The 18,849-nt window shown below is 47.0% G+C and carries 20 protein-coding genes; 9 read left to right on the top strand and 11 right to left on the bottom strand.

Annotation, left to right across the window (positions count from 1 at the left end):
• Nucleotides 1-16: 16 nt before the first annotated feature.
• The 6 genes from rocF (at nt 17) to BLW49_RS11755 (ending at nt 5,941) form a co-directional block, all read left to right on the top strand.
• Nucleotides 17-922, top strand: a complete 906-nt coding sequence (rocF, locus tag BLW49_RS11780) for an arginase (protein WP_090724783.1) — start codon at nt 17-19, stop codon at nt 920-922.
• 254 nt (nt 923-1,176) lie between these two features.
• Nucleotides 1,177-2,313 (top strand): ABC transporter ATP-binding protein, encoded by a 1,137-nt coding sequence (locus BLW49_RS11775; protein ID WP_090724781.1) that lies wholly within the window; start codon nt 1,177-1,179, stop codon nt 2,311-2,313.
• Nucleotides 2,303-3,124 carry an ABC transporter permease gene (locus BLW49_RS11770; protein WP_256209727.1) on the top strand — a complete coding sequence of 274 codons (822 nt, stop codon included), beginning with the start codon at nt 2,303-2,305 and terminating at the stop codon, nt 3,122-3,124. Before BLW49_RS11775 ends, BLW49_RS11770 begins: the two co-directional genes overlap by 11 nt.
• Nucleotides 3,111-3,914: an ABC transporter permease gene (locus BLW49_RS11765; RefSeq protein ID WP_076314402.1), complete on the top strand. Its 804-nt coding sequence runs from the start codon at nt 3,111-3,113 to the stop codon at nt 3,912-3,914. Before BLW49_RS11770 ends, BLW49_RS11765 begins: the two co-directional genes overlap by 14 nt.
• Entirely contained in the window at nt 3,911-4,981 is a 1,071-nt protein-coding gene (locus tag BLW49_RS11760; protein ID WP_090724780.1) for an ABC transporter substrate-binding protein, read from the top strand. The genes BLW49_RS11765 and BLW49_RS11760 overlap by 4 nt, the downstream gene beginning before the upstream one ends.
• A gap of 342 nt (nt 4,982-5,323) precedes the next feature.
• Complete coding sequence (locus tag BLW49_RS11755) at nt 5,324-5,941, top strand: nitroreductase family protein (RefSeq protein WP_090724778.1); 618 nt, start codon at nt 5,324-5,326, stop codon at nt 5,939-5,941.
• A gap of 91 nt (nt 5,942-6,032) precedes the next feature.
• Here BLW49_RS11755 and BLW49_RS11750 read toward each other — a convergent pair whose 3' ends face one another.
• The 5 genes from BLW49_RS11750 to BLW49_RS11730 form a co-directional block, all read right to left on the bottom strand.
• A complete protein-coding gene (locus tag BLW49_RS11750; protein ID WP_090724777.1) occupies nt 6,033-6,215 on the bottom strand; it encodes a hypothetical protein in 183 nt (60 codons plus the stop codon).
• Nucleotides 6,196-7,356 (bottom strand): hypothetical protein, encoded by a 1,161-nt coding sequence (locus tag BLW49_RS11745; protein WP_090724775.1) that lies wholly within the window; start codon nt 7,354-7,356, stop codon nt 6,196-6,198. Before BLW49_RS11745 ends, BLW49_RS11750 begins: the two co-directional genes overlap by 20 nt.
• 18 nt (nt 7,357-7,374) lie before the next feature.
• Nucleotides 7,375-8,571 (bottom strand): MBOAT family O-acyltransferase, encoded by a 1,197-nt coding sequence (locus BLW49_RS11740; RefSeq protein WP_090724774.1) that lies wholly within the window; start codon nt 8,569-8,571, stop codon nt 7,375-7,377.
• Nucleotides 8,572-8,893: 322 nt separating this feature from the next.
• Entirely contained in the window at nt 8,894-9,412 is a 519-nt protein-coding gene (locus BLW49_RS11735) for a hypothetical protein (RefSeq protein ID WP_177178720.1), read from the bottom strand.
• Between the two features lie 202 nt (nt 9,413-9,614).
• Complete coding sequence (locus BLW49_RS11730; RefSeq protein WP_090725078.1) at nt 9,615-10,091, bottom strand: DUF2798 domain-containing protein; 477 nt, start codon at nt 10,089-10,091, stop codon at nt 9,615-9,617.
• A 246-nt stretch (nt 10,092-10,337) separates the two neighbouring features.
• On the opposite strand from BLW49_RS11730, the gene BLW49_RS11725 reads away from it, so the two are divergent.
• Both BLW49_RS11725 and BLW49_RS11720 read left to right on the top strand, forming a co-directional pair.
• Complete coding sequence (locus tag BLW49_RS11725; RefSeq protein ID WP_090724772.1) at nt 10,338-11,372, top strand: AraC family transcriptional regulator; 1,035 nt, start codon at nt 10,338-10,340, stop codon at nt 11,370-11,372.
• Nucleotides 11,373-11,489: 117 nt separating this feature from the next.
• Entirely contained in the window at nt 11,490-12,284 is a 795-nt protein-coding gene (locus BLW49_RS11720; protein ID WP_090724771.1) for an SDR family NAD(P)-dependent oxidoreductase, read from the top strand.
• A gap of 123 nt (nt 12,285-12,407) precedes the next feature.
• On the opposite strand, the gene BLW49_RS11715 is transcribed toward BLW49_RS11720, so the two are convergent.
• The 5 genes from BLW49_RS11715 to BLW49_RS11695 form a co-directional block, all read right to left on the bottom strand.
• A complete protein-coding gene (locus tag BLW49_RS11715) occupies nt 12,408-13,631 on the bottom strand; it encodes an NAD(P)/FAD-dependent oxidoreductase (protein ID WP_090724769.1) in 1,224 nt (407 codons plus the stop codon).
• 58 nt (nt 13,632-13,689) lie between these two features.
• Nucleotides 13,690-14,907: an NAD(P)/FAD-dependent oxidoreductase gene (locus BLW49_RS11710; protein ID WP_090724767.1), complete on the bottom strand. Its 1,218-nt coding sequence runs from the start codon at nt 14,905-14,907 to the stop codon at nt 13,690-13,692.
• Between the two features lie 94 nt (nt 14,908-15,001).
• The gene (locus BLW49_RS11705) at nt 15,002-15,961 is read right to left on the bottom strand and encodes a DUF4097 family beta strand repeat-containing protein (RefSeq protein WP_090724766.1); all 960 of its coding nucleotides are present in this window, start codon (nt 15,959-15,961) and stop codon (nt 15,002-15,004) included.
• Nucleotides 15,962-16,609 carry a DUF1700 domain-containing protein gene (locus BLW49_RS11700; protein ID WP_090724764.1) on the bottom strand — a complete coding sequence of 216 codons (648 nt, stop codon included), beginning with the start codon at nt 16,607-16,609 and terminating at the stop codon, nt 15,962-15,964. It abuts the gene before it with no gap.
• The gene (locus BLW49_RS11695; protein ID WP_047911339.1) at nt 16,606-16,932 is read right to left on the bottom strand and encodes a PadR family transcriptional regulator; all 327 of its coding nucleotides are present in this window, start codon (nt 16,930-16,932) and stop codon (nt 16,606-16,608) included. Before BLW49_RS11695 ends, BLW49_RS11700 begins: the two co-directional genes overlap by 4 nt.
• A gap of 202 nt (nt 16,933-17,134) precedes the next feature.
• Between BLW49_RS11695 and BLW49_RS11690 the strand changes: the two genes are divergently transcribed.
• Complete coding sequence (locus BLW49_RS11690) at nt 17,135-17,515, top strand: YrhK family protein (protein ID WP_083656012.1); 381 nt, start codon at nt 17,135-17,137, stop codon at nt 17,513-17,515.
• A 101-nt stretch (nt 17,516-17,616) separates the two neighbouring features.
• On the opposite strand, the gene BLW49_RS11685 is transcribed toward BLW49_RS11690, so the two are convergent.
• Nucleotides 17,617-18,840, bottom strand: a complete 1,224-nt coding sequence (locus tag BLW49_RS11685; RefSeq protein WP_090724762.1) for an NAD(P)/FAD-dependent oxidoreductase — start codon at nt 18,838-18,840, stop codon at nt 17,617-17,619.
• Nucleotides 18,841-18,849 lie beyond the last annotated feature (9 nt).

Genomic DNA, 18,849 nt, shown 5'->3' with positions numbered 1-18,849 from the left:
GAGGGAGGGGCAAGGAATGGACAAAAGCCAGCTGATTTCTCTGATTAAAGTGCCCTTTGGTTACGGTGCAGGCCGAATGGGCAGTGAGCTAGGCCCTGAGCGTCTTCTGCGATGGGGTCTGATAGAGCAATGGAAGGAGCTTGGGTATGTGCTTGATGAGCCTTCCCGTATTTTATTAAAGGATCAATGGAGCGATAAGGCAGTGAGTGTACCTTTGAAAAATGCTTCTAAGGTGTTGTCCATATGTACGGCATTAGCCAGTGAGGTTAAATTGAAAAGAGACGAAGGACATTTTCCATTCATTCTCGGCGGGGATCACAGTATTGCAATGGGCTCACTTGCCGGGCTGACGGCGGATGGAGGGAGTCTCGGTGTCATCTGGATGGATGCCCATTCTGATCTCAACACGGAGGAGACGACGCCATCAAGGAATATGCATGGCATACCCTTAGCTGTCGGATTGGGCAGGGCTGCGCTGAAGCTGTCTCACATCTGTGAAGGCGCCGCAGACATTGATCCTTCCAAGACGGTGCTGATCGCGGCCAGAGAGCTGGATCCCGGTGAGAAGGAGCTGATTAAGGAGCTGGGAATTCATTGCTATACAATGCATGAGATTGATAAGCTCGGCATACAGAAGGTGATCGATGAGGCAGTGGATATCACTAGCAGCGGAACTGATGGTGTCCACCTCAGCTTCGACATCGACAGCATAGACCCGACAGAGGCACCGGGAACAGGCACGCCGGTTCAGGGCGGATTATCCTATAGAGAGGGTCATTTTGCCATGGAGCTGCTGTATGAAGCCGGGATCATTACTTCCTGCGATTTTGTAGAGGTGAATCCACGGCTGGATCGGAATAATCGGACCTCGAAGCTGGCGGTGGATCTGATCGGGTCGTTATTTGGTAAACGGATCTTGTAACCATCAATTACATTCAATTTCACGCCTGTGTCTTGTACTTGGGTTAGAGCATCTCGTGGAGATTTAAGTCCATAGAGGTGCTTTTTTCTGCTTTTTTCTGAAAAATTTTCACGATTGGTCAAAAAAAGAGGTTGCGCATTGGGGTGGATTATATATAATGGTTTCGATGTGTGCCCGAACGGATATAATGACATATGCAAAATGAACTCGAAGGCGCAAGGCACATCCCCTCAAAAAAGGAGGTTTTTTATTACATGACAAATCAGGAGTCTATCATCCGGTTTGAGAACGTCACAAAACAATATGATAGCGACGATCCGATCCTTAAATCGGTCAGCTTTGAAATTGAGAGAGGTAAATTCTACACCCTGCTTGGACCCTCTGGCTGCGGAAAAACGACGATTCTTCGACTCATAGCCGGCTTTACAGAGCCGTCTGAAGGAAATATTTATTTTAACGGCAGCATTATTAACCGGGTCCCGGCGCATGAACGTCAGGTTAACACGGTGTTTCAGGATTACGCACTCTTCCCTCATCTGAATGTGTATGAGAACGTAGCGTTCGGTCTTCGAATCAAGAAGATGAAAAATGCTCAGATCAAGGAGAAGGTCAGCGAAGCGCTTCGCTTCGTCAACCTTGCAGGCTACGAGAACCGGGAAATTACAGAAATGTCCGGCGGTCAGCGGCAGCGTGTGGCGATTGCCCGTGCCATTGTCAATCAGCCGGAGATCATCCTCTTGGACGAGCCGTTGTCAGCGCTTGATCTGAAGCTTCGTACCGAGATGCAGTATGAGCTGCGTGAGCTGCAGCAGCGGCTGGGCATTACCTTTATTTTTGTTACGCATGATCAGGAAGAAGCACTTGCCATGTCCGATGAGATCTTCGTTCTGAACGAAGGTGTCATTCAGCAGAGCGGTACACCGATCGATATTTATGATGAGCCGATTAACCGATTTGTCGCTGATTTCATTGGAGAGTCCAACATTGTGGCTGGAAAGATGAAGGAGGACTATCGGGTCGAGTTTGCAGGCAAGATATTTGAATGTGTGGACAAAGGACTTAAGAAGGACGAGCCGATTGAGATCGTCATTCGTCCAGAGGATCTCGAGATTACGACGGCCGACCATGGTAAGCTCCAGGTACGCGTAGATTCTCAGCTGTTCCGCGGAGTCCACTATGAAATTTCCAGCTATGATGATGCAGGGAACGAGTGGCTCGTGCACTCTACGAAGCGTGCTGTTGTTGGAGAGACCATCGGGCTCTATTTCGACCCGGAGGCGATCCACGTCATGCGTTTTGGCGAGACAGAGGAGGAATTCGACAAGCGTCTTGAATCCTATGGCGATCTGTCCGAAGGAATTCAAGGACAAGGAGTAAGCTATGAATCGTAGCATGGGAACCCGCAACTTCTACCTGATCCCTTATATGCTATGGATCGTGCTGTTCGTCGTTGCCCCGATTTTGCTGATCCTGTACTACTCTTTCTTTAATGTTGAAGGACAGTTCACATTTGAGAATTATGCCAAGTTTTTTACACCGGTTTATCTAAAAATGACACTGAGCTCGTTCTGGTATGCGCTGCTCATTACGATCTTCTCGCTGCTGATCGCTTATCCGACCGCCTATCTGCTGACTCGAACGAAGCATAAGCAGCTGTGGCTTCTGCTGGTCATTCTGCCAAGCTGGATCAACCTGCTGCTGAAGGCGTATGCGTTCATTGGGCTGTTTGGAACGTATGGGTTCACCAATGCGCTGCTTGAGACGATTGGAATTGGAACACAGCAAATTCTGTTTACGGATTTCAGCTTTATTTTTGTCTCGGTCTATATCTTTATTCCATTTATGATTCTGCCGATCTTTAACGCAATAGAGGAGCTTAATCCATCTCTCATCTACGCAGCAAGAGATTTGGGGGCATCGCCCTTTACCACGTTCCGGCGGGTGATCTTTCCGCTGACCTTAAGTGGTGTGAAGGCTGGTATACAGGCTGTCTTTATTCCCGCGTTATCACTGTTCATGATTACAAGACTGATTGCAGGTAACCGTGTGATCACGCTGGGTACAGCCATCGAACAGCATTTTCTCGTGACACAGGACTGGGGAATGGGAGCCACCATTGCCGTCTTCCTGATCATTATTATGATCGCAATTATGTTCATCAGCGGTCAAGGAAAGCGGGGTGTGCCTCATGGGAAGAAATAGTAAGCTCTCTAATCTGTATCTGTTTATTATCTTCGCCATACTGTACCTGCCAATCTTCTATCTGATCTTCTACTCCTTCAACAGTGGTGGAACGATGCAGAACTTTGAAGGCTTCACACTCGAATGGTATGAAGAAGTGTTTGCAGACACAAGGCTGCTGATTATTGTACTGAATACGTTTGTTATTGCGCTGCTATCCGCGGTAGTATCCACCATATTAGGAATTGCCGGTGCACTTGCGATTTATCAGGTTCGGCGCAAGCGCAGCAAGAATACCTTGCTCTCACTTAATAACGTGCTTATCGTGAGCCCGGATGTTATTATCGGTGCCTCCTTCCTGATCTTCTTTACAATGCTGGGCATTCAGCTCGGGTTCAGCTCAGTGCTGCTGTCCCACATTGCGTTCAGTGTGCCAATTGTTGTCTTGATGGTGCTTCCTAAGCTGCAGGAGATGAGCCCAACGCTAATTGACGCAGCAAGAGATCTAGGTGCCTCTGGCTGGCATGTACTGACAAGAGTCATTCTGCCGTTTGTTAAACCGGGGATTTTTGCCGGATTCTTTATGGCTTTGACTTACTCACTGGATGACTTCGCTGTGACGTTCTTTGTTACAGGCAATGGCTTCTCAACACTCTCGGTTGAGATCTACTCACGTGCAAGGCAGGGGGTATCGCTCTCCATCAATGCATTGTCGACGCTGTTATTCCTGCTTACCATTGTGCTTGTTATTGGCTATTACTTCATTAACACCCGGCAGGCCAAGCTTCAAGGAAAGGGGCTGAGACCATGAAGCAGCTGGTACAGACGTTCAGTGTGGTGCTGATCGTCGCGTTTCTGCTGATGTACCTTACATCGGTTCTCAACTCCAGTGAAGGCTATTCTAGCGGCAACACCCTTACGATCTATAACTGGGGCGATTACATCGATCCTGAGCTGATTACGGAGTTTGAAGAAGAGAGCGGACTTAAGGTCATCTATCAAACATTTGATTCCAATGAGGCGATGATGACGAAGATTCAGCAGGGAGGTACGACGTATGATATTGCGATACCCTCTGAATATGCCATCAGTAAAATGAAGGAGGATGATCTCCTGCTTCCGCTGGATCATTCTCAAATACCGAACCTGCAGTATATCGATGAACGGTTTATGGATTTGTCCTTTGATCCTGGCAATGAATATTCTATTCCTTATTTCTGGGGGACGGTGGGCATTGTGTTCAATCCGGAGCTGACAGATCTCACCTTCAAGAGCTGGGACGATCTATGGGATCCGAGTCTGAGGAATCAGATCCTGCTTCTGGATGGGGCAAGAGAGGTCATTGGGATGGGACTCAACAGCTTGCATTATTCACTGAATGATACCAATGAAGACCATCTGCAGGAAGCACTCGCGAAGCTGTCCACCCTTACTCCCAACGTCAAGGCTATCGTAGGGGATGAGATCAAGATGCTCCTCGCCGGCGAGGAGGCCGCGGTAGGTCTCGTCTGGTCTGGTGACGCATCCGAAATCATGAGCGAGAATGAGAAGCTCGACTATGTTGTTCCGCAAGAAGGCTCGAACCTGTGGTTTGATAACATGGTGATCCCGAAGACAGCGAGCAACATAGAGGGAGCACATCAGTTTATCAACTTCATTCTGGATCCCGAGAATGGGGCAAGAAATGCAGAGTACGTCGGTTATTCAACGCCGAATGCGGCAGCGCTTGAGCTGCTGCCTGAGGATATCTCTGGAGATGAGCGATTCTATCCAGATGAAGAGCTTACCGGGAAGCTGGAGGTCTACGATAACCTGGGCAGACGGATGCTGTCCCATTACAATGATTTATTCCTGGAGTTCAAAATGCATCCGAAATAAGCTTAAATACGAAGACCTGTTATCCACATGTGGATAACAGGTCTTTTTCTCTCTCTAACAACTGAATAATTATGCAATTATTGTATATGACAAATTTAAGCTGCTATTTTGATCAATGGCTATCTATCAAATTTCTTATCCATCAAGAGTAATCTATTATACATACTTATTTTCACTTACTAAATAATATATAATAGGATTAATTTCATAATACCTTGAGCTGCTTCAAACAAGGGTATATAGCTTCAAATCCACCTGGTTAATGATTTATGAAATTGATTCAATGAAATACAAGCTTGTGGATACATATGAATCTTAATTTAAGAAAGTAGGGTTAACACAATGGGAGAGCTGCAGACGGTAATTAAAGAAAGGCGTTCCGCTATGAAGTTTAAGGAAGGAGCAGTGATTAGCAAACAAGAGCTTGAGAAGCTGTTCTCGATCAATAAATTTGCTCCTTCGGCGTTTAACTTGCAGCATGCCAATTATCTGGTACTTCAGAGTCCGGAGGACAAGCAGAAGGCCTATGAAGCATCCGGCCAATATAAGACCTTGACCTCCTCCGCAGTCATTATCGTGCTCGGGGATACCAAGGCTTATCAGCAGGTGAAACGACTGTACGAAGGAATGCTCGCACTTGGCATGATGACACAAACAGAATACGACTTGGAGACAAGCAGTGTGATCGAGATGTATGAGACGAGAGGGCCTTCCTTCCAGCGGGATGAGGCGATTCGTAATGCGAGCCTGTCAGCGATGCAGCTCATGCTGATTGCGAAGGATATGGGATGGGATACCTGTCCGATGATCGGTTACGATGATGAGCAGCTGGTATCACTGCTAAATATCCCGGAGGACCTTATTCCCGTTATGATGATTACGCTCGGCAAAGCGGATGAGGAGAAAATAAGACCGCGGGGATATAGAAAGCCTGTGGATGAATTTGTGAGTATCTATTAAGTCTTATAAGTGAATATCTCCTATTAAAGGTTATCAACATGTAAAAGGTCTGACCACTGCATTGTACAGGGTCAGACCTTTGTCGTTGTCGTTAAAAATTCATATAAATAAATTCCGTTGATTCTCCAGAGAAGAAGATGATCCCCAGCACGACGGCGATAATTACAAGTGCACCCGCAATGGATATCAATCCATAGGCTGCGATTCGAGCTGCGCGGGGAATGAGATCCAAGATATTGGGCTCTGTCCGCGCTTTACTGCGCTGTAATTCCATATGGCAACAGCCTTTCGTATAAGATTTCCCCGAAGATTCGACTTCCTTCATCTACCATGTGGGAAGAGTCGTGATAGAACTCATGTGGTATCAGGTTACTTCCCCCCGCATTGAATTCAATGAAGGGATAGCCGCGGAATTCAATGAGCTCCTGGTAGGCCCCCATAACCGTAAAATAGTCTGTCCAATTCAGCATGTTGTGCCGTGTAATCAGATCCTTGTCCAGTGGAGCCGTATAGAAGACAGCCTGCTTGCTATGCTTGTCCAGCAAATCGAGGGTCTTGTTCATCAGGGTCAGTCCGAAGCTGCTCTCTGCATGAAATGGCTTGCTCCATGTATATAGATTGGTAAAATGATTGACGATGCCCGCCTGCTGCTCTGCCGAAAGCTGCTCATAGGGTGTATACGGTGGTGTGTAAGGTGTTACGATGCCTTGTCTTTCATTCCGTTCCGCAGTTACCTCCCTGCGCAGCTTCTCAAGTGAAGTACGTGTAGATAGCAGGCGATAAGTTAATACATCGCGGTCATGATACAGCGGCCAATGGCTTAATATTTCGGTTGTCATGAAATCGTGGACGGCGTTAGGTACGGACTCCTCGTTCTTGGCAGGAGAATGACGCAGCCACGATTTCGGAATATTCTGATCCAGCTTGCTGAGCAATGAAGGGTATACCGTTACTTCTGGATCATTATCTGTCAGTGGAAGTATGCCGTAATTGATCTCATAGATTACATAATCCACCTCATCGATGACAGAGGCGAGGATGGCATACGTTTCGGCCAGCCGAGCCCCCGTTAATCCGAGGTTCAGCACACGCTTGTCGTTCAGGTGAACCTGCATCACGCCGGAGGTCGTGTTACTGCTGTCTCTTACGGTGGTTCCGTACACGGTGGAAGCTCCGAACAGTCCGACCCATGGCTTATGGTCATCCGGCTGCGCCTGTAAATGCTCAATCCACAGCGGTGTATATACAATAGAATCATATGCAGGCACCCTTAGCTCTTCTTCAGCGTAGGTTACGATCGCTTGCTCTGATTCTTCCACAGCATTGCCGGCCCATAAGGTTATCGCGCATAAACCAAGGACAGCGAGAGCCAGCATTGCCAGGGCCAGTTTTTTGATAGGAAGCTTGTTTAACATGATCTTACATCCTCACTCTCAGGAGCCAAGACCGAATAGTCTTAGCATTAAATCCATTCCATCCGATACGGGCAGCACGAAGAACACCCGGCTCAGGGTAACGCCAAAAAAAGTAATTCCAATGGCAAGCAGTGTCGTTCCGGGTTTAAGCCAGACCGGTACGGGCCTCATAAGGGGCTTAATTTCCTTAATAAAGAATCGATGAATACAGAGCATCACACCATGAAACATCCCCCAAACTACAAAGTGCCAGGCTGCTCCATGCCACATTCCGGACACGGTCATCGTGCACATCAGGTTTACATAAATCCGTGATTTGGATACACGGCTTCCCCCGAGTGGAAAATAGACGTAACGAGTAAGCCAGGAGCCCAGCGAGATATGCCAGCGGTTCCAGAACTCGGCAATGCTGCGGGCCAGATAGGGATTGCGGAAATTCTCTGGTATAACGATGCCGAATAAACGTGCCGTCCCGATTGCAATATCAGAGTAGCCCGAGAAATCAAAATAGATAACAAAGGTGTAGGCAATCAGCGATACCCATAATGTCCATGTGTCCGTGCCACTGATTCCTTCAGGCGAATAAACAGGCTGAGCAAGAATGTCAAGAGATGCGGCCAGCACCAGCTTTTTGAATAATCCAATCCCGATACGCAGTACGCCGATTCGAACATGACTCCATTGAAAAGCGGCGGTCAGCTGAGGGTAGAACTGCTGAAACTGCTTAATCGGACCAGCCACCATCGTCGGGAAGAAGAAGAGAAATGCCAGGAAGCCTACAGGCTTATGCTGCGGCAGATTTCCACGTTTCTTCTCAATGACATAATGAATCAGCTCAAAGGTAAAGTAAGAAATCCCCAGCGGCAGTATGACATCATCTACGGTAGGCAGGGAAGGTTCGTGTATAAACCCAAATAAGCTGTTCACCATGCTGCCAAGCCGGCTGCCGTACTTAAAATACCCGAGTATAATGACGATTAGAAGAATGGCCGCAGGATAGATCCAGCGTTTACCATGTTTAATCGATCTATGAATCAACAGGAAGGCGATGATCGCCTCTGCGAGCAGCAGTAGGACAAAGGAGCCTGCATAATAGGAATAAAATGAAATCCCTGCCGCAATGAGAACAAGCGGTCTAATCCGATGAGGGCTGATATAGTACAGGACAACTGCTGCGAGTACGAATAGCCAATATAGCCAGTCTGTGTACATCATGTTTTTCTGTTTCCACCATTTCTGATTGAGCAAGCTCAAATTGATCATGAATTCGTTTATAAGTTTACTTGATAAAAATTCAAATTTAAGGCAGGAAGTACCAAATATAAATTTTACCCCAAAGAGGGATCAGGTGCCAACCTCATTATATGGAATAACAGGATGGTTAGAAGAAAAAACACCAGATAAAGGACGGTTTTCTGCAGAAAAAAAGCCCGCAGCGTGACTGCAAGCTTGGTAAAGCAAAAAACCTCCACCCTAAAACGGGGAGAGGCTTGCCGATGTTATATGTAGTCATAGCCGGATAGAGATCTGTCAGACATCAATAGAAATGCGGCTTCTTTTTGCGGCGAAACAGGACCGATACTCCAGCTACGATGAGAATCAGGGCAATGAAGGGCTGGACAACAGAGAATTGATTCAGCATGGAGCCAAGTGAGAATGCAATGAAGAAGATGAAGGACAAGGCGGTCAGAATGTTGATAGGGATCAGCAAATATTTATTTCGGCCGCCAAACCAATACAGCTCAAACAGCCCGGCTGCCACTGCAAGAATAAAGCCTGGCCACATCGTGATCCAGCTGTCGGTTACTATAGCAATTTGGCAGGTCAGTCCTGCGACGAGCAAGATCCCTCCAGGTACAAGCAGCCCGATGCCTCTTCCGATCAGCGAGAAATATAGCCAGTGAAAAAAGATGCCCAGCGGGATGATGAAAAAGGACGGCCAGAAATAGGCGAAGATGGAGCCGGTTCCGAGATGATTACCTGAGTTCAGCAGCAGGAACACACCGACGATAATGAGCAGGGGGGCAAACAAACTTGCTTTGTTTTTAATACTCAAGGCGAGACACTCCTTCCCTCTAAATTTTATCTAACCAGAATCTTATCATACTTGTTATAAGCTGTAATCGGTCTTGAGAAAGTGAATCATACTGGACCTGAGTCTAGTATAATCTGGGATGAGAAGAAGAGAGGGTGCTCCTCTTTATTTGTATTAAAAAAAGCAAGCTGCCGAGGGCAGCCTGCTTCCTTATTTATTCGCTTCACTCCGGCTGAAGATGAGGTGCTGGTTTAACAAACTTCGTTAGCAAGAACCGTGAGATCGGTCCCACAATCAGCAGCTGTGCAGGGAGTGCAACGATAATATTTAGTCCGACTGTTTTGAGGTAGGCTGTGAAAATAGAACCTTCGATTCCTACCATCATGGATTTCAGAATCATGCCATAGACAGACATGATGAGCACCATCATCGGGACCATACACACGGCAATGGACAGAATGATGTTCATGGGCTTCGATTTATCATAAGGCAGAGATAATGCCAATTTACGCGCCTTGGGTTCCACGACAGACTCTGCGAGAAACGCGACAATAAAGGTTATGACAAATTGAATGGCAAACGTCTGGATATGAAATGTGGAGAATCCGACTAAAGCTGTGTTATACAGTGACATGATCAGGACCATTCCAAAACACATAAACAGTCCAAAGATCATTCCTTCTTTTTTATTACTAGGCAATTCCATACATCCTTCCTTTTTTAGAACAACATAAAAGTTATGATATATGATACGCAGCTTGCTTCATAAGTGACAATTTTGTGTCTTTTTTTAGAAGGATTAGTGCTAGCTCAGCTGATGGGAGGGAATTAGGCTTAAGTAGACATAGGAATAGACTTGAGAGTATGCTGATGTGTGTTTTAAACTGCAAACCCATATTAATACATGTGTATATATCCAAACCAGTAGTTAAAAGGAGGCTTGTATATGAGATCACAAACTGCTGCGCATATTAAATTTCCATCGGGATTCTGGTCCGGACTTAAATCGTTAGGAATTGCTCCTCTGGATGTAGCTCGCAGAGCGGGACTGCCGCTTACGGTTATCACTGAGCCAAAAGTCACCACTAGCGAGTACTTTGCAATATGGCAGGCTTATTCCGATCTAGCAGGGGATACTGCCGAAAGTATTATTGGACTTGCCCAAGCCTTCGAAACCGCACAATATCCGCCGGCTGTGCTGGCGACATACCATGCCCGCAATTATCGAGATGCTCTATACCGCATGGCAAGGTACAAACAAATGTGTCCTCCTGAGGGCTTGCGTATTACCGAGGCAGGCGAGGACTGCATTGTCGAGCTGCAGTGGCAGCATACGGACGCGCCTGGTCCATCGGTATTGGTGGGCATTACGCTAGCCTACCTTCTGGAGCTGGGGCGCCGGGGAACAGGGCGTGAATTGACAGCATGCTGCGTTGAATTTGTACAGCCCATGGGTAATGTGCAGACATTGGAAGCTTATTTCGGATGTCCTGTCCGGGTAGGTAGAGACAGAAACCGGATTACGCTGTGGCAACGGGACTTGGATCTTCCTTTTACATCATATAACGAAGAGCTGCTCGATATCCTGACCCCGGTGATGGATCGAACGCTGGATGAGGAACTGCTGCACCGCCGCTCCCTTACTGACACCGTAAAGTGGATGATGAAACGGAGCCTTATGGGAGGCAGGCCCGACATGCAGACGGTGGCGAAGGAGTTTAATATGAGCGACCGAACACTTCAGCGCAGGCTTAATGAGGAAGGTACGAGTTATAAGGAGCTATTAACGCAAACGAGACATGAGCAGGCAATCGAGTATTTGGCCGATCCCTCGCTCGAGATCAAAGAAGTGGCGTTCTTGGTTGGCTACGAGGACCAGAATTCATTTTATCGCGCTTTCCGTCAATGGGAAGGGGACACCCCTTCTCATTGGCGTTCCGAATATTTAAATGGCGGGAAGAAGTTATTTATTGGCGTGTAATGCAAGAAGCTTGACACCCTGAGCTAGATACATGACTAACTTCATAAGGTAATATAATCCCTATCGCATAGATGGATTTGCGAGTCTATGTCACCACAATTTTAGGGGAAATGCATTATGGATATGGGATTACACAACAAGACAGCTTTGATCACGGGTTCAACGAAAGGTATAGGGAAGGCCATTACTATTGAACTTGCTAGAGAAGGCGTGAATGTACTTATTAATGGAAGAAATTACGAAGAGGTAGAACTAACCGTTAACGAAATTAGGTCGCAATTTCCAACGACTTCTCCTCAAAATGCGGCTGCCGATATGGTAGATATGAAACAAAGAGAGACTCTGTTTGAGAAATATCCACATGTGGATATTTTGGTTAACAATATGGGGATCTATGAAATTATGCAATATGAGGACGTGGATGACGCAACTTGGGAAAAATATTTCCGTACAAATGTACTTGCAGCCAACGGCCTGTCTAAATTTTATTTACCTCAAATGCTGAAAAATAATTTTGGACGCATGATCTTTATTGCGAGTGAGGAGGCCGTGATGCCTTCAGGTCAGATGCCGCAGTATTGCATGACCAAATCGATGCTGCTGTCCTTATCGAAAAGTCTGTCCAAATTAACGATAGGCACTGAAGTAACAGTCAATACGATTATGCCGGGACCAACGCTCTCCGAAAATGTGCAGCAGATCATCGAGGGGATTTATGCTGACGATAAGATGTCTTTTTCGGAAAAGGAGAGACAATTTATGGCGTCAAATCTGCCCCAATCGGAGATTCAGCGATTTATCAGACCGCTGGAAATTGGCAGACTAGCTGCATTTATATGCAGTCCTTATGCCTCTGCATTTAAAGGCTCGCCGATCCGTATGGATGGGGGTATGGTGCCGACTATTTATTAATGTAATGCCCACGATCATCGATTTCAGTGAATGAAACGACCTAACATTAAAGGAATAATAAAGCAGGGGGCAGCCACGAACTCTATCTTTCGTCCATGGCTGCCTCCTGCTTGAATTTTGGAGTTAGTCCGTATGAAGAGGTCTGGTGTTGAGATAGATGCTAAGGTCTGGACTTGAGCCCTCTGTAATGACATCGGCCAATACTCTGGATAAGACGGCATTATATAGTATGGCTGTGTCGCCATAGCCCATTACCATATAAGAGTGCGGATACGCTTCATACCGGCCAATCATGGGAAGACCGTCATGCGTTACGCTCAAGAAGCCGCCAAGCCAATATTCAGGCTCTGCCGGGATATCTGGAAACAGCTTGTGGAAGGCTTCCATCAATTTGTCCCGGCTCCGCATGATTTTGGTATCTCTGGCCTCAGGGATGGTGGTATCTTTGTCCATTCCACCAATGATGACGCGATTGTCCGGTGTTGTCCGCATATAGACATAAGGACGTGCGGTTTCCCAGATTAATGTGCGCTTATACCAGCTGGAGAGGTCAGGAACTGGCTTGGTGATTACCGCGTAGGAGCTGATCATATCGGCATTCTTCTCCGATTGGAAATCACGGTTCTCATTCCCTGCAGCGATAATGACATGCTGGGCCTTGATCTGGTGCCGGCGAGGAGCAGCCGTATAAAAGACAGCTTCCTTCATATCCTTTCTTCTTCCTGTAATTTCTGTTTCACCGTAAATGGAGCCGCCGAGAGACTTCACCCTCTCCAATAATCCATACACGAATTTGAGCGGGTTCAGCTCTGCCTCGTTGTAGCTGTACAGGGCAGCCGGTTTATCGAAAGGATACACAGCTCTGATCTGCTCCCTATTCCACAACTCGACTGGAAGTCCAAGCCTGTTCAGGAAGTCATACTCCTTATGAATGGAAGGAATGTCTTCTGTAGAGGAAGCGTAATACAGGCTGTCTCTGCGAACAAACTGTGCATGAATCGGCAGCTTCATACAAATGTCTTCAAGCTCATTCAGCGCCTCCCAGCACAGGTGTACATGCCGCGAGATGATGTGTTCACCATAGTGGTTGGCCAGTGTCACGAAGCTCTTCTCACCTGATAGCTGGATAACAGCGGTATTGGCACTTGTGCTGCCTTCTCCGATCCTGCGTTTGTCTACGACAGCAACCTTTAACCCCCGCTCAGCAAGATGATAGGCGCATAGAGATCCTGATATTCCCGCCCCGATCACTAGAACGTCACACTGAATGTCCTCTGCTAAAGACGGATAAACAGGAGGATTGCGGACCGTGGTTGGCCAGTATAATTTGCCGCTCTGCAGATCCATGATGCATGTCTCCCTTTGATGTTGACTAATGATATATTGGACTGTAAAAAGCACTGACTTAGTTGGCGGCTAACGGTCTGTTCTGCAGATAGATATCGAGGTCAGGGCTTGATCCTGTAACGATTTGGTCAGAGACAATTTTGGCTAAGACACCATTGTATACGGTCCCGTTATCTCCATAGGCCATAATGACATAACTGTGTGGATAACCTTCGTATTGACCGATGATGGGCAGCCCATCATGCGTGCCTCCGTAGAACGCTCCGAGAAAATATTCAGGTTCTGCATTCATGTCAGGGAACAGCTTGTTAAATTCCTGAATCAGCTTGTCCTTGCTTGCCATGATTTTGGAGTCCCTTGTTGCCGTATAGGTCGTGTCTTTATCCATACCTCCGATAATAATCCGATTGTCCGCAGTTGTACGCATATATACATAGGGACGCGCGGTTTCCCAGATCAAGGTACGTTTATACCAGCTGGTGAAATCGTCAATCGGCTTGGTTATGACAGCATATGAGCTGGTCAGAGTGGCATTTTTCTCCGTCTTGAAATCCTTATCCTCATATCCGGCAGCGATAATGACGTGCCTTGCACGAATTTTACGGCGTTCCTTGGTATAGAAGACAGCGTAATCCTGCTCAAAACGTTTGCCTACAATTTCTGTCTCTTCATAGATGCGCCCTCCCTGAGATTTGATGTTCTCCAGAAGCCCGTAAACGAACTTTAAAGGGTTCATCTCGGCATCATTATGATAATAGAGCGCAGCGTCCTTTTGAAAAGGGTAGAGTCCAGAAATATGCTTCTCATTCCACAGATCAACTTGAAACCCGTACTTTTGAAGGAGGGCATGTTCTTCCGCTAAGGCAGGGACATCCTCCTTGAAGCTTGCATAATACAGACTGTCTCGTCTTATAAACTCTGAATCGAATGGCAGCTGAGCGCACACCCGCTCAATATCGTTAATGGACGCCTCACACAGCTTGAGATGGCGTGCGGCGATCTCTTCACCGAAGGAGCTGCTCAGTGATACGAAGCTCTTCACGCCTGCATACTGTATCAGTGCCGTATTGGTGCTGGTACTGCCTGCACCTGCTTTTCTTTTATCAACCACGACCACAGATAGATCGTGTCCAGCCAGAATATTGGCACACTGTGCGCCTGAGCTGCCTGCACCAATAATAAGTACATCACAGGATATATCCTCTTCCAGCCTGGAATAAGAAGGAGGGCGAACAACAGTTGTAGGCCAATATAATTTACCACTTTGCAAATCCATACCTAATCTCTCCCTTGCTATCATGAATTGATTCATGAAGTGGATTCATATAGTATGGATTTTTTGCCGGGCCTCAATGCAAGTTAATTGAAGCTTACGGCTGTTCGATTTGAATATCTCCGGAAGTGGTGCGCACTTTAATCAGCTCTGTTCCGGTTCTTGGTGATTCGGGAGCATGGATGCTTCCAGATACGGCCTGAACATCATAGAATCCGGCAAAATCAGGTGCTGCTATAACCTCCACATCGCCGGATACAGCCCGGATATCTAAGTTGCCGATCACCGATTGACTGACTTCCACATTCCCGGACTGTACTTCAATGCTGGTATCTCCGTGCAGATCGTCAATTTCAATATCACCGGAAGTGGACTTGACCTCCAGATGACCTTGGATTGCCGCCGCCTCTATACTACCGGACTGGAGCTTTACTGCAATTTGACTTGAACTGAAGTCCTCAAGCTCAATATCTCCAGAGATCATCTCGAAGCTTGCACTGTCCTTGGCCATGACATTCTTCATATCCAGATTGCCTGACGAGAGACTTACGGCCAGCTGACTGGCTTGAACATCTTCGAGCTTGAAATCGCCTGAGGTTGAAGAAATAGCAACATGCCTTGCCTTAACTCCGGTAATATCGTTACTGCTTGATATATTGTCAACAATAAGCTCATCTAGCGTTTTGTCGGCGGGCATCCGAACCTCGATATGATTGTCTGAGAAATCCAGATTAAAGGATAGGAATTGAAAGGAATCCTCCGCTGTCGTATCCACTGTAAGCCTGCTGCCCTCCGGCGCGGTCTGTTCAATTCGATCTATGGCATCTTGATGCCATTTGCCTGTGAACAATACGGTAATTTGATCCTCCTCAGTCGGTACAAATTTAATATTCGTACTGCTATCCGTCCGCATGACAAGTGAATGGATGCCTGCTTCCGAAAATGCGAGCTCTTTCTCATATGCCACCCGGTCATCTCCAAATTCAAATCCGAAAATGGACATGCCGACAACGCCGACAGCAATGCAGGCTATGCCAAATCTCAACCAGTTCTTCATCTATTGGTCCCTTCCTTTCACCACTTTGACATTCCAGCTTACATAACTCCGTGTGAGCATTCCGAGCTTCTTGGCGGCCCACAGCGAGAAAATGCCGAGCAGGATACCTATGCCAAGCATGGCGATACTAAAGGACGCTTCAGCCCAGATCACACGCTTCTCCTGGAACATAAAGTCGGCCAGGGCAAGGAATGGAGCCAGAACGCCAGCGGCTGATGTTACGGCAATAGCCAGCCACACGGACCATATGGTTGCAAAGATCGGCAGGGCAAAGATGAGATTCAGAAAGAACATGCCGATGGCAGAGAAAAAGCTGCCGAAAGCGCGGTGGCTTGATCTCGATTCTGTCATATAAGGCATACTCGCTGTGAATGGCACATCTGCATTGTTAGATGTACCATAGGCGTTATTGTAATTGAACCTAGGTGAAGCGGCCTCCCGTGCTGGGGGAGCATACCGATCACCGAGGGCTTCCAGCGCCAGCTCTCTTGGATGACCCAGCTCTCTAGAAATATCTTCTTCCGTCTTGCCTTCAGCCAAGCCCATTTCAAAATGCTGCTCGTAATCACTTAACAGCTCCATCCGTTCACCTTTGTCAAGCAGTCTAAGCTCGCGTTCCAGAGCCGTCATAAACATACGTCTGTTCATTCGCTATATCCTTCCTTCAGTAGATTGGTAACACTGGACACAAATACATTCCATTCAAGCTCCAAATTCAGCATATAGGCAAGTCCAGAATCCGTTAAACTATAATACTTACGCGGAGGCCCCTCGTTAGATTCACGCAGATAGGTAGTACAGTATCCATCTGCGACTAATCGGCGAAGCAGGGGATACAAGGCGCCTTCTGCAATCTCAATATGCCTGGATACGGCTTGAGCCAGCTCATATCCATAACGGTCTTTACGGTGAATCAGTACAAGAACGCACAGCTCTAATGCGCCTTTTTTAAATTGGATATTCACATTCAACCAGATTCGGGTCTCCTTTCTGTGGCCATCATTTTAAAAATAAATACTAAATTTAGATTAGTACTGTTTATTATATAGTAGTGAACAGGTAAATATTAACACTCAGTACTGAATAATGCAAGGTAGTGAAATTTATGAAGCGGCTCATCCGTTTGAAACTCTCCCCTACGGGTAAGGAAAGCAGAGAAGGAGAGGATCGTACATGAATCACAACCATCAAGAGGCGAAGGAGCCCAGCTCACATAAACAGGAGCATTCCCAGAAGAAGCATGCTAAGAAAAGAAGGATAGGTCTCCATTTCTATCGTAGAAGATCACCCCGATCTAGAAAAAGACTTCAGATTCGCAATCGTTATGAAATCGCGCATATGATTAGCGAAATTGCCACATCACTCTTGTTTCTTGCCGGCAGCTTCTGCTTGTTCTATCCGGAAGTTAAGCTGATCGGTACCTGTCTATTTATACTGGGAAGTATTCAAATGCTGGTCCGGGCATTAATTCGAATGTCATATATGCTTAAACTTAAAAAATGGGACTACATTGATGAAAATAGAGATCAGGAGCAGAACCACATCATGCACTAAAACTTCCGTCGAAGGTGGGATCATGTGTGGCACAAAAGAAAGACCGCCTGCAGCTGACTGGACAAGCAGCTGCAGGCGGTCTATTTACTTTCGGTTGATTACTACTGGGCTTGCTTACGCGGCGGCTTCGAGCGCAGATACAAGTCGAGGTGAGGACTGCTGCCCTTCGTTATCATGTCGGTGACAATGCGAGACAGGGTCATATTGTATACCGTCCCATTGTCTCCATAAGCCATGATGTGATAGCAGTTCGGGTACTCATCACTTCGGCCAATCATCGGAAGACCGTCAAGCGTTCCGGCAAAGAAGGCACCAAGCACGTAATCCGGTTCGGTCTTGATTTCAGGAAACATCTCGGACAGATTCTTCATCAGTTGATCTCGTCCGGACTCAATGTGCGCATCCCTGCTCACGGATCGATGCGTCTCCTGGTCCATGCCGCCGACAATAATTCGATCATCCGGTGTTGTTCTCATATACATGTATGGACGAGCCGTTTCCCATAGAAGCGTTCGCTTGTACCAGCTGCTTAGATCAGCAACAGGCTTCGTAATGACAACGTACGAGCTGGTAATTGTGGCATTGGCGTTAGGCGTCAGCTCCATCTGCTCGTAACCGGCTGCCATGATGACATACTTGGTGCGAATCTGGTGTCCGCTCTTGGTATAGAAGACGGCCTCATCTGAACTGAACTTCTTGCCGGTAATTTCGGTTCCTCCGTAAACTTTGCCGCCCATCCCTCTGACTTCTTCAAACAAACCGTAAATATATTTCAGCGGATTCATTTCCGCATCGTTTCTGTAATACAAGGCGCCGGATTTACGGAAGGGGTATTTCGCTGCAATCTGGTTCTCATCCCATAAGTCCACATCGAATCCGTGCTTTTTCAGTAGAGCATGCTCCTGCTTAAGTGCAGGTACATCAGCTTCCGATGAGGCGTAGTACAGGCTGTCTCTGCGAACGAAATCAGCTGCATCCGGCAGCTGACTGCAGGCTTGCTCAATGTCGTCAATGGCTTGTCTGCAGAGCTTCAGATGAGCCGAAGCCTTCTCTTCACCAAAATCTGCTGCCAGCTCTGTAAGCATCTTGTCACCGGCATATTGAATTAATGCCGTATTGGTGCTTGAGCTTCCGCCTCCAATCGTTCGTTTATCAACCACGACGACATGAAGGCCTTGTCTCGCAAGCTGATACGCACTCTGAGCTCCTGAGCTGCCCCCCCCGATGATCAGTGCATCGCACTGAATATCTTCGGTGAGCGGGGGATAGATGGGAGGACTGCTCACTGTAGCAGGCCAATAGAGTTTGCCAGTTTGTAAATCCATATGAAATGC

The organism is Paenibacillus sp. PDC88 (assembly GCF_900106725.1).
In the GTDB taxonomy this organism is placed as follows: domain Bacteria; phylum Bacillota; class Bacilli; order Paenibacillales; family Paenibacillaceae; genus Paenibacillus; species Paenibacillus shunpengii.
The sequence above is the reverse complement of the archived record's forward strand: the minus strand, read 5'-3'. Positions and strand labels throughout refer to the sequence as shown.

What these genes read in the sequence shown, in the direction of transcription:
- rocF (WP_090724783.1), top strand. Translation starts at nt 17, where the DNA reads ATGGACAAAAGCCAGCTGATTTCTCTGATTAAAGTGCCCTTTGGTTAC.
- BLW49_RS11775 (WP_090724781.1), top strand. Translation starts at nt 1,177, where the DNA reads ATGACAAATCAGGAGTCTATCATCCGGTTTGAGAACGTCACAAAACAA.
- BLW49_RS11770 (WP_256209727.1), top strand. Translation starts at nt 2,303, where the DNA reads ATGAATCGTAGCATGGGAACCCGCAACTTCTACCTGATCCCTTATATG.
- BLW49_RS11765 (WP_076314402.1), top strand. Translation starts at nt 3,111, where the DNA reads ATGGGAAGAAATAGTAAGCTCTCTAATCTGTATCTGTTTATTATCTTC.
- BLW49_RS11760 (WP_090724780.1), top strand. Translation starts at nt 3,911, where the DNA reads ATGAAGCAGCTGGTACAGACGTTCAGTGTGGTGCTGATCGTCGCGTTT.
- BLW49_RS11755 (WP_090724778.1), top strand. Translation starts at nt 5,324, where the DNA reads ATGGGAGAGCTGCAGACGGTAATTAAAGAAAGGCGTTCCGCTATGAAG.
- BLW49_RS11750 (WP_090724777.1), bottom strand. Translation starts at nt 6,215, where the DNA reads ATGGAATTACAGCGCAGTAAAGCGCGGACAGAGCCCAATATCTTGGAT.
- BLW49_RS11745 (WP_090724775.1), bottom strand. Translation starts at nt 7,356, where the DNA reads ATGTTAAACAAGCTTCCTATCAAAAAACTGGCCCTGGCAATGCTGGCT.
- BLW49_RS11740 (WP_090724774.1), bottom strand. Translation starts at nt 8,571, where the DNA reads ATGATGTACACAGACTGGCTATATTGGCTATTCGTACTCGCAGCAGTT.
- BLW49_RS11725 (WP_090724772.1), top strand. Translation starts at nt 10,338, where the DNA reads ATGAGATCACAAACTGCTGCGCATATTAAATTTCCATCGGGATTCTGG.
- BLW49_RS11720 (WP_090724771.1), top strand. Translation starts at nt 11,490, where the DNA reads ATGGATATGGGATTACACAACAAGACAGCTTTGATCACGGGTTCAACG.
- BLW49_RS11715 (WP_090724769.1), bottom strand. Translation starts at nt 13,631, where the DNA reads ATGGATCTGCAGAGCGGCAAATTATACTGGCCAACCACGGTCCGCAAT.
- BLW49_RS11710 (WP_090724767.1), bottom strand. Translation starts at nt 14,907, where the DNA reads ATGGATTTGCAAAGTGGTAAATTATATTGGCCTACAACTGTTGTTCGC.
- BLW49_RS11705 (WP_090724766.1), bottom strand. Translation starts at nt 15,961, where the DNA reads ATGAAGAACTGGTTGAGATTTGGCATAGCCTGCATTGCTGTCGGCGTT.
- BLW49_RS11700 (WP_090724764.1), bottom strand. Translation starts at nt 16,609, where the DNA reads ATGAACAGACGTATGTTTATGACGGCTCTGGAACGCGAGCTTAGACTG.
- BLW49_RS11690 (WP_083656012.1), top strand. Translation starts at nt 17,135, where the DNA reads ATGAATCACAACCATCAAGAGGCGAAGGAGCCCAGCTCACATAAACAG.
- BLW49_RS11685 (WP_090724762.1), bottom strand. Translation starts at nt 18,840, where the DNA reads ATGGATTTACAAACTGGCAAACTCTATTGGCCTGCTACAGTGAGCAGT.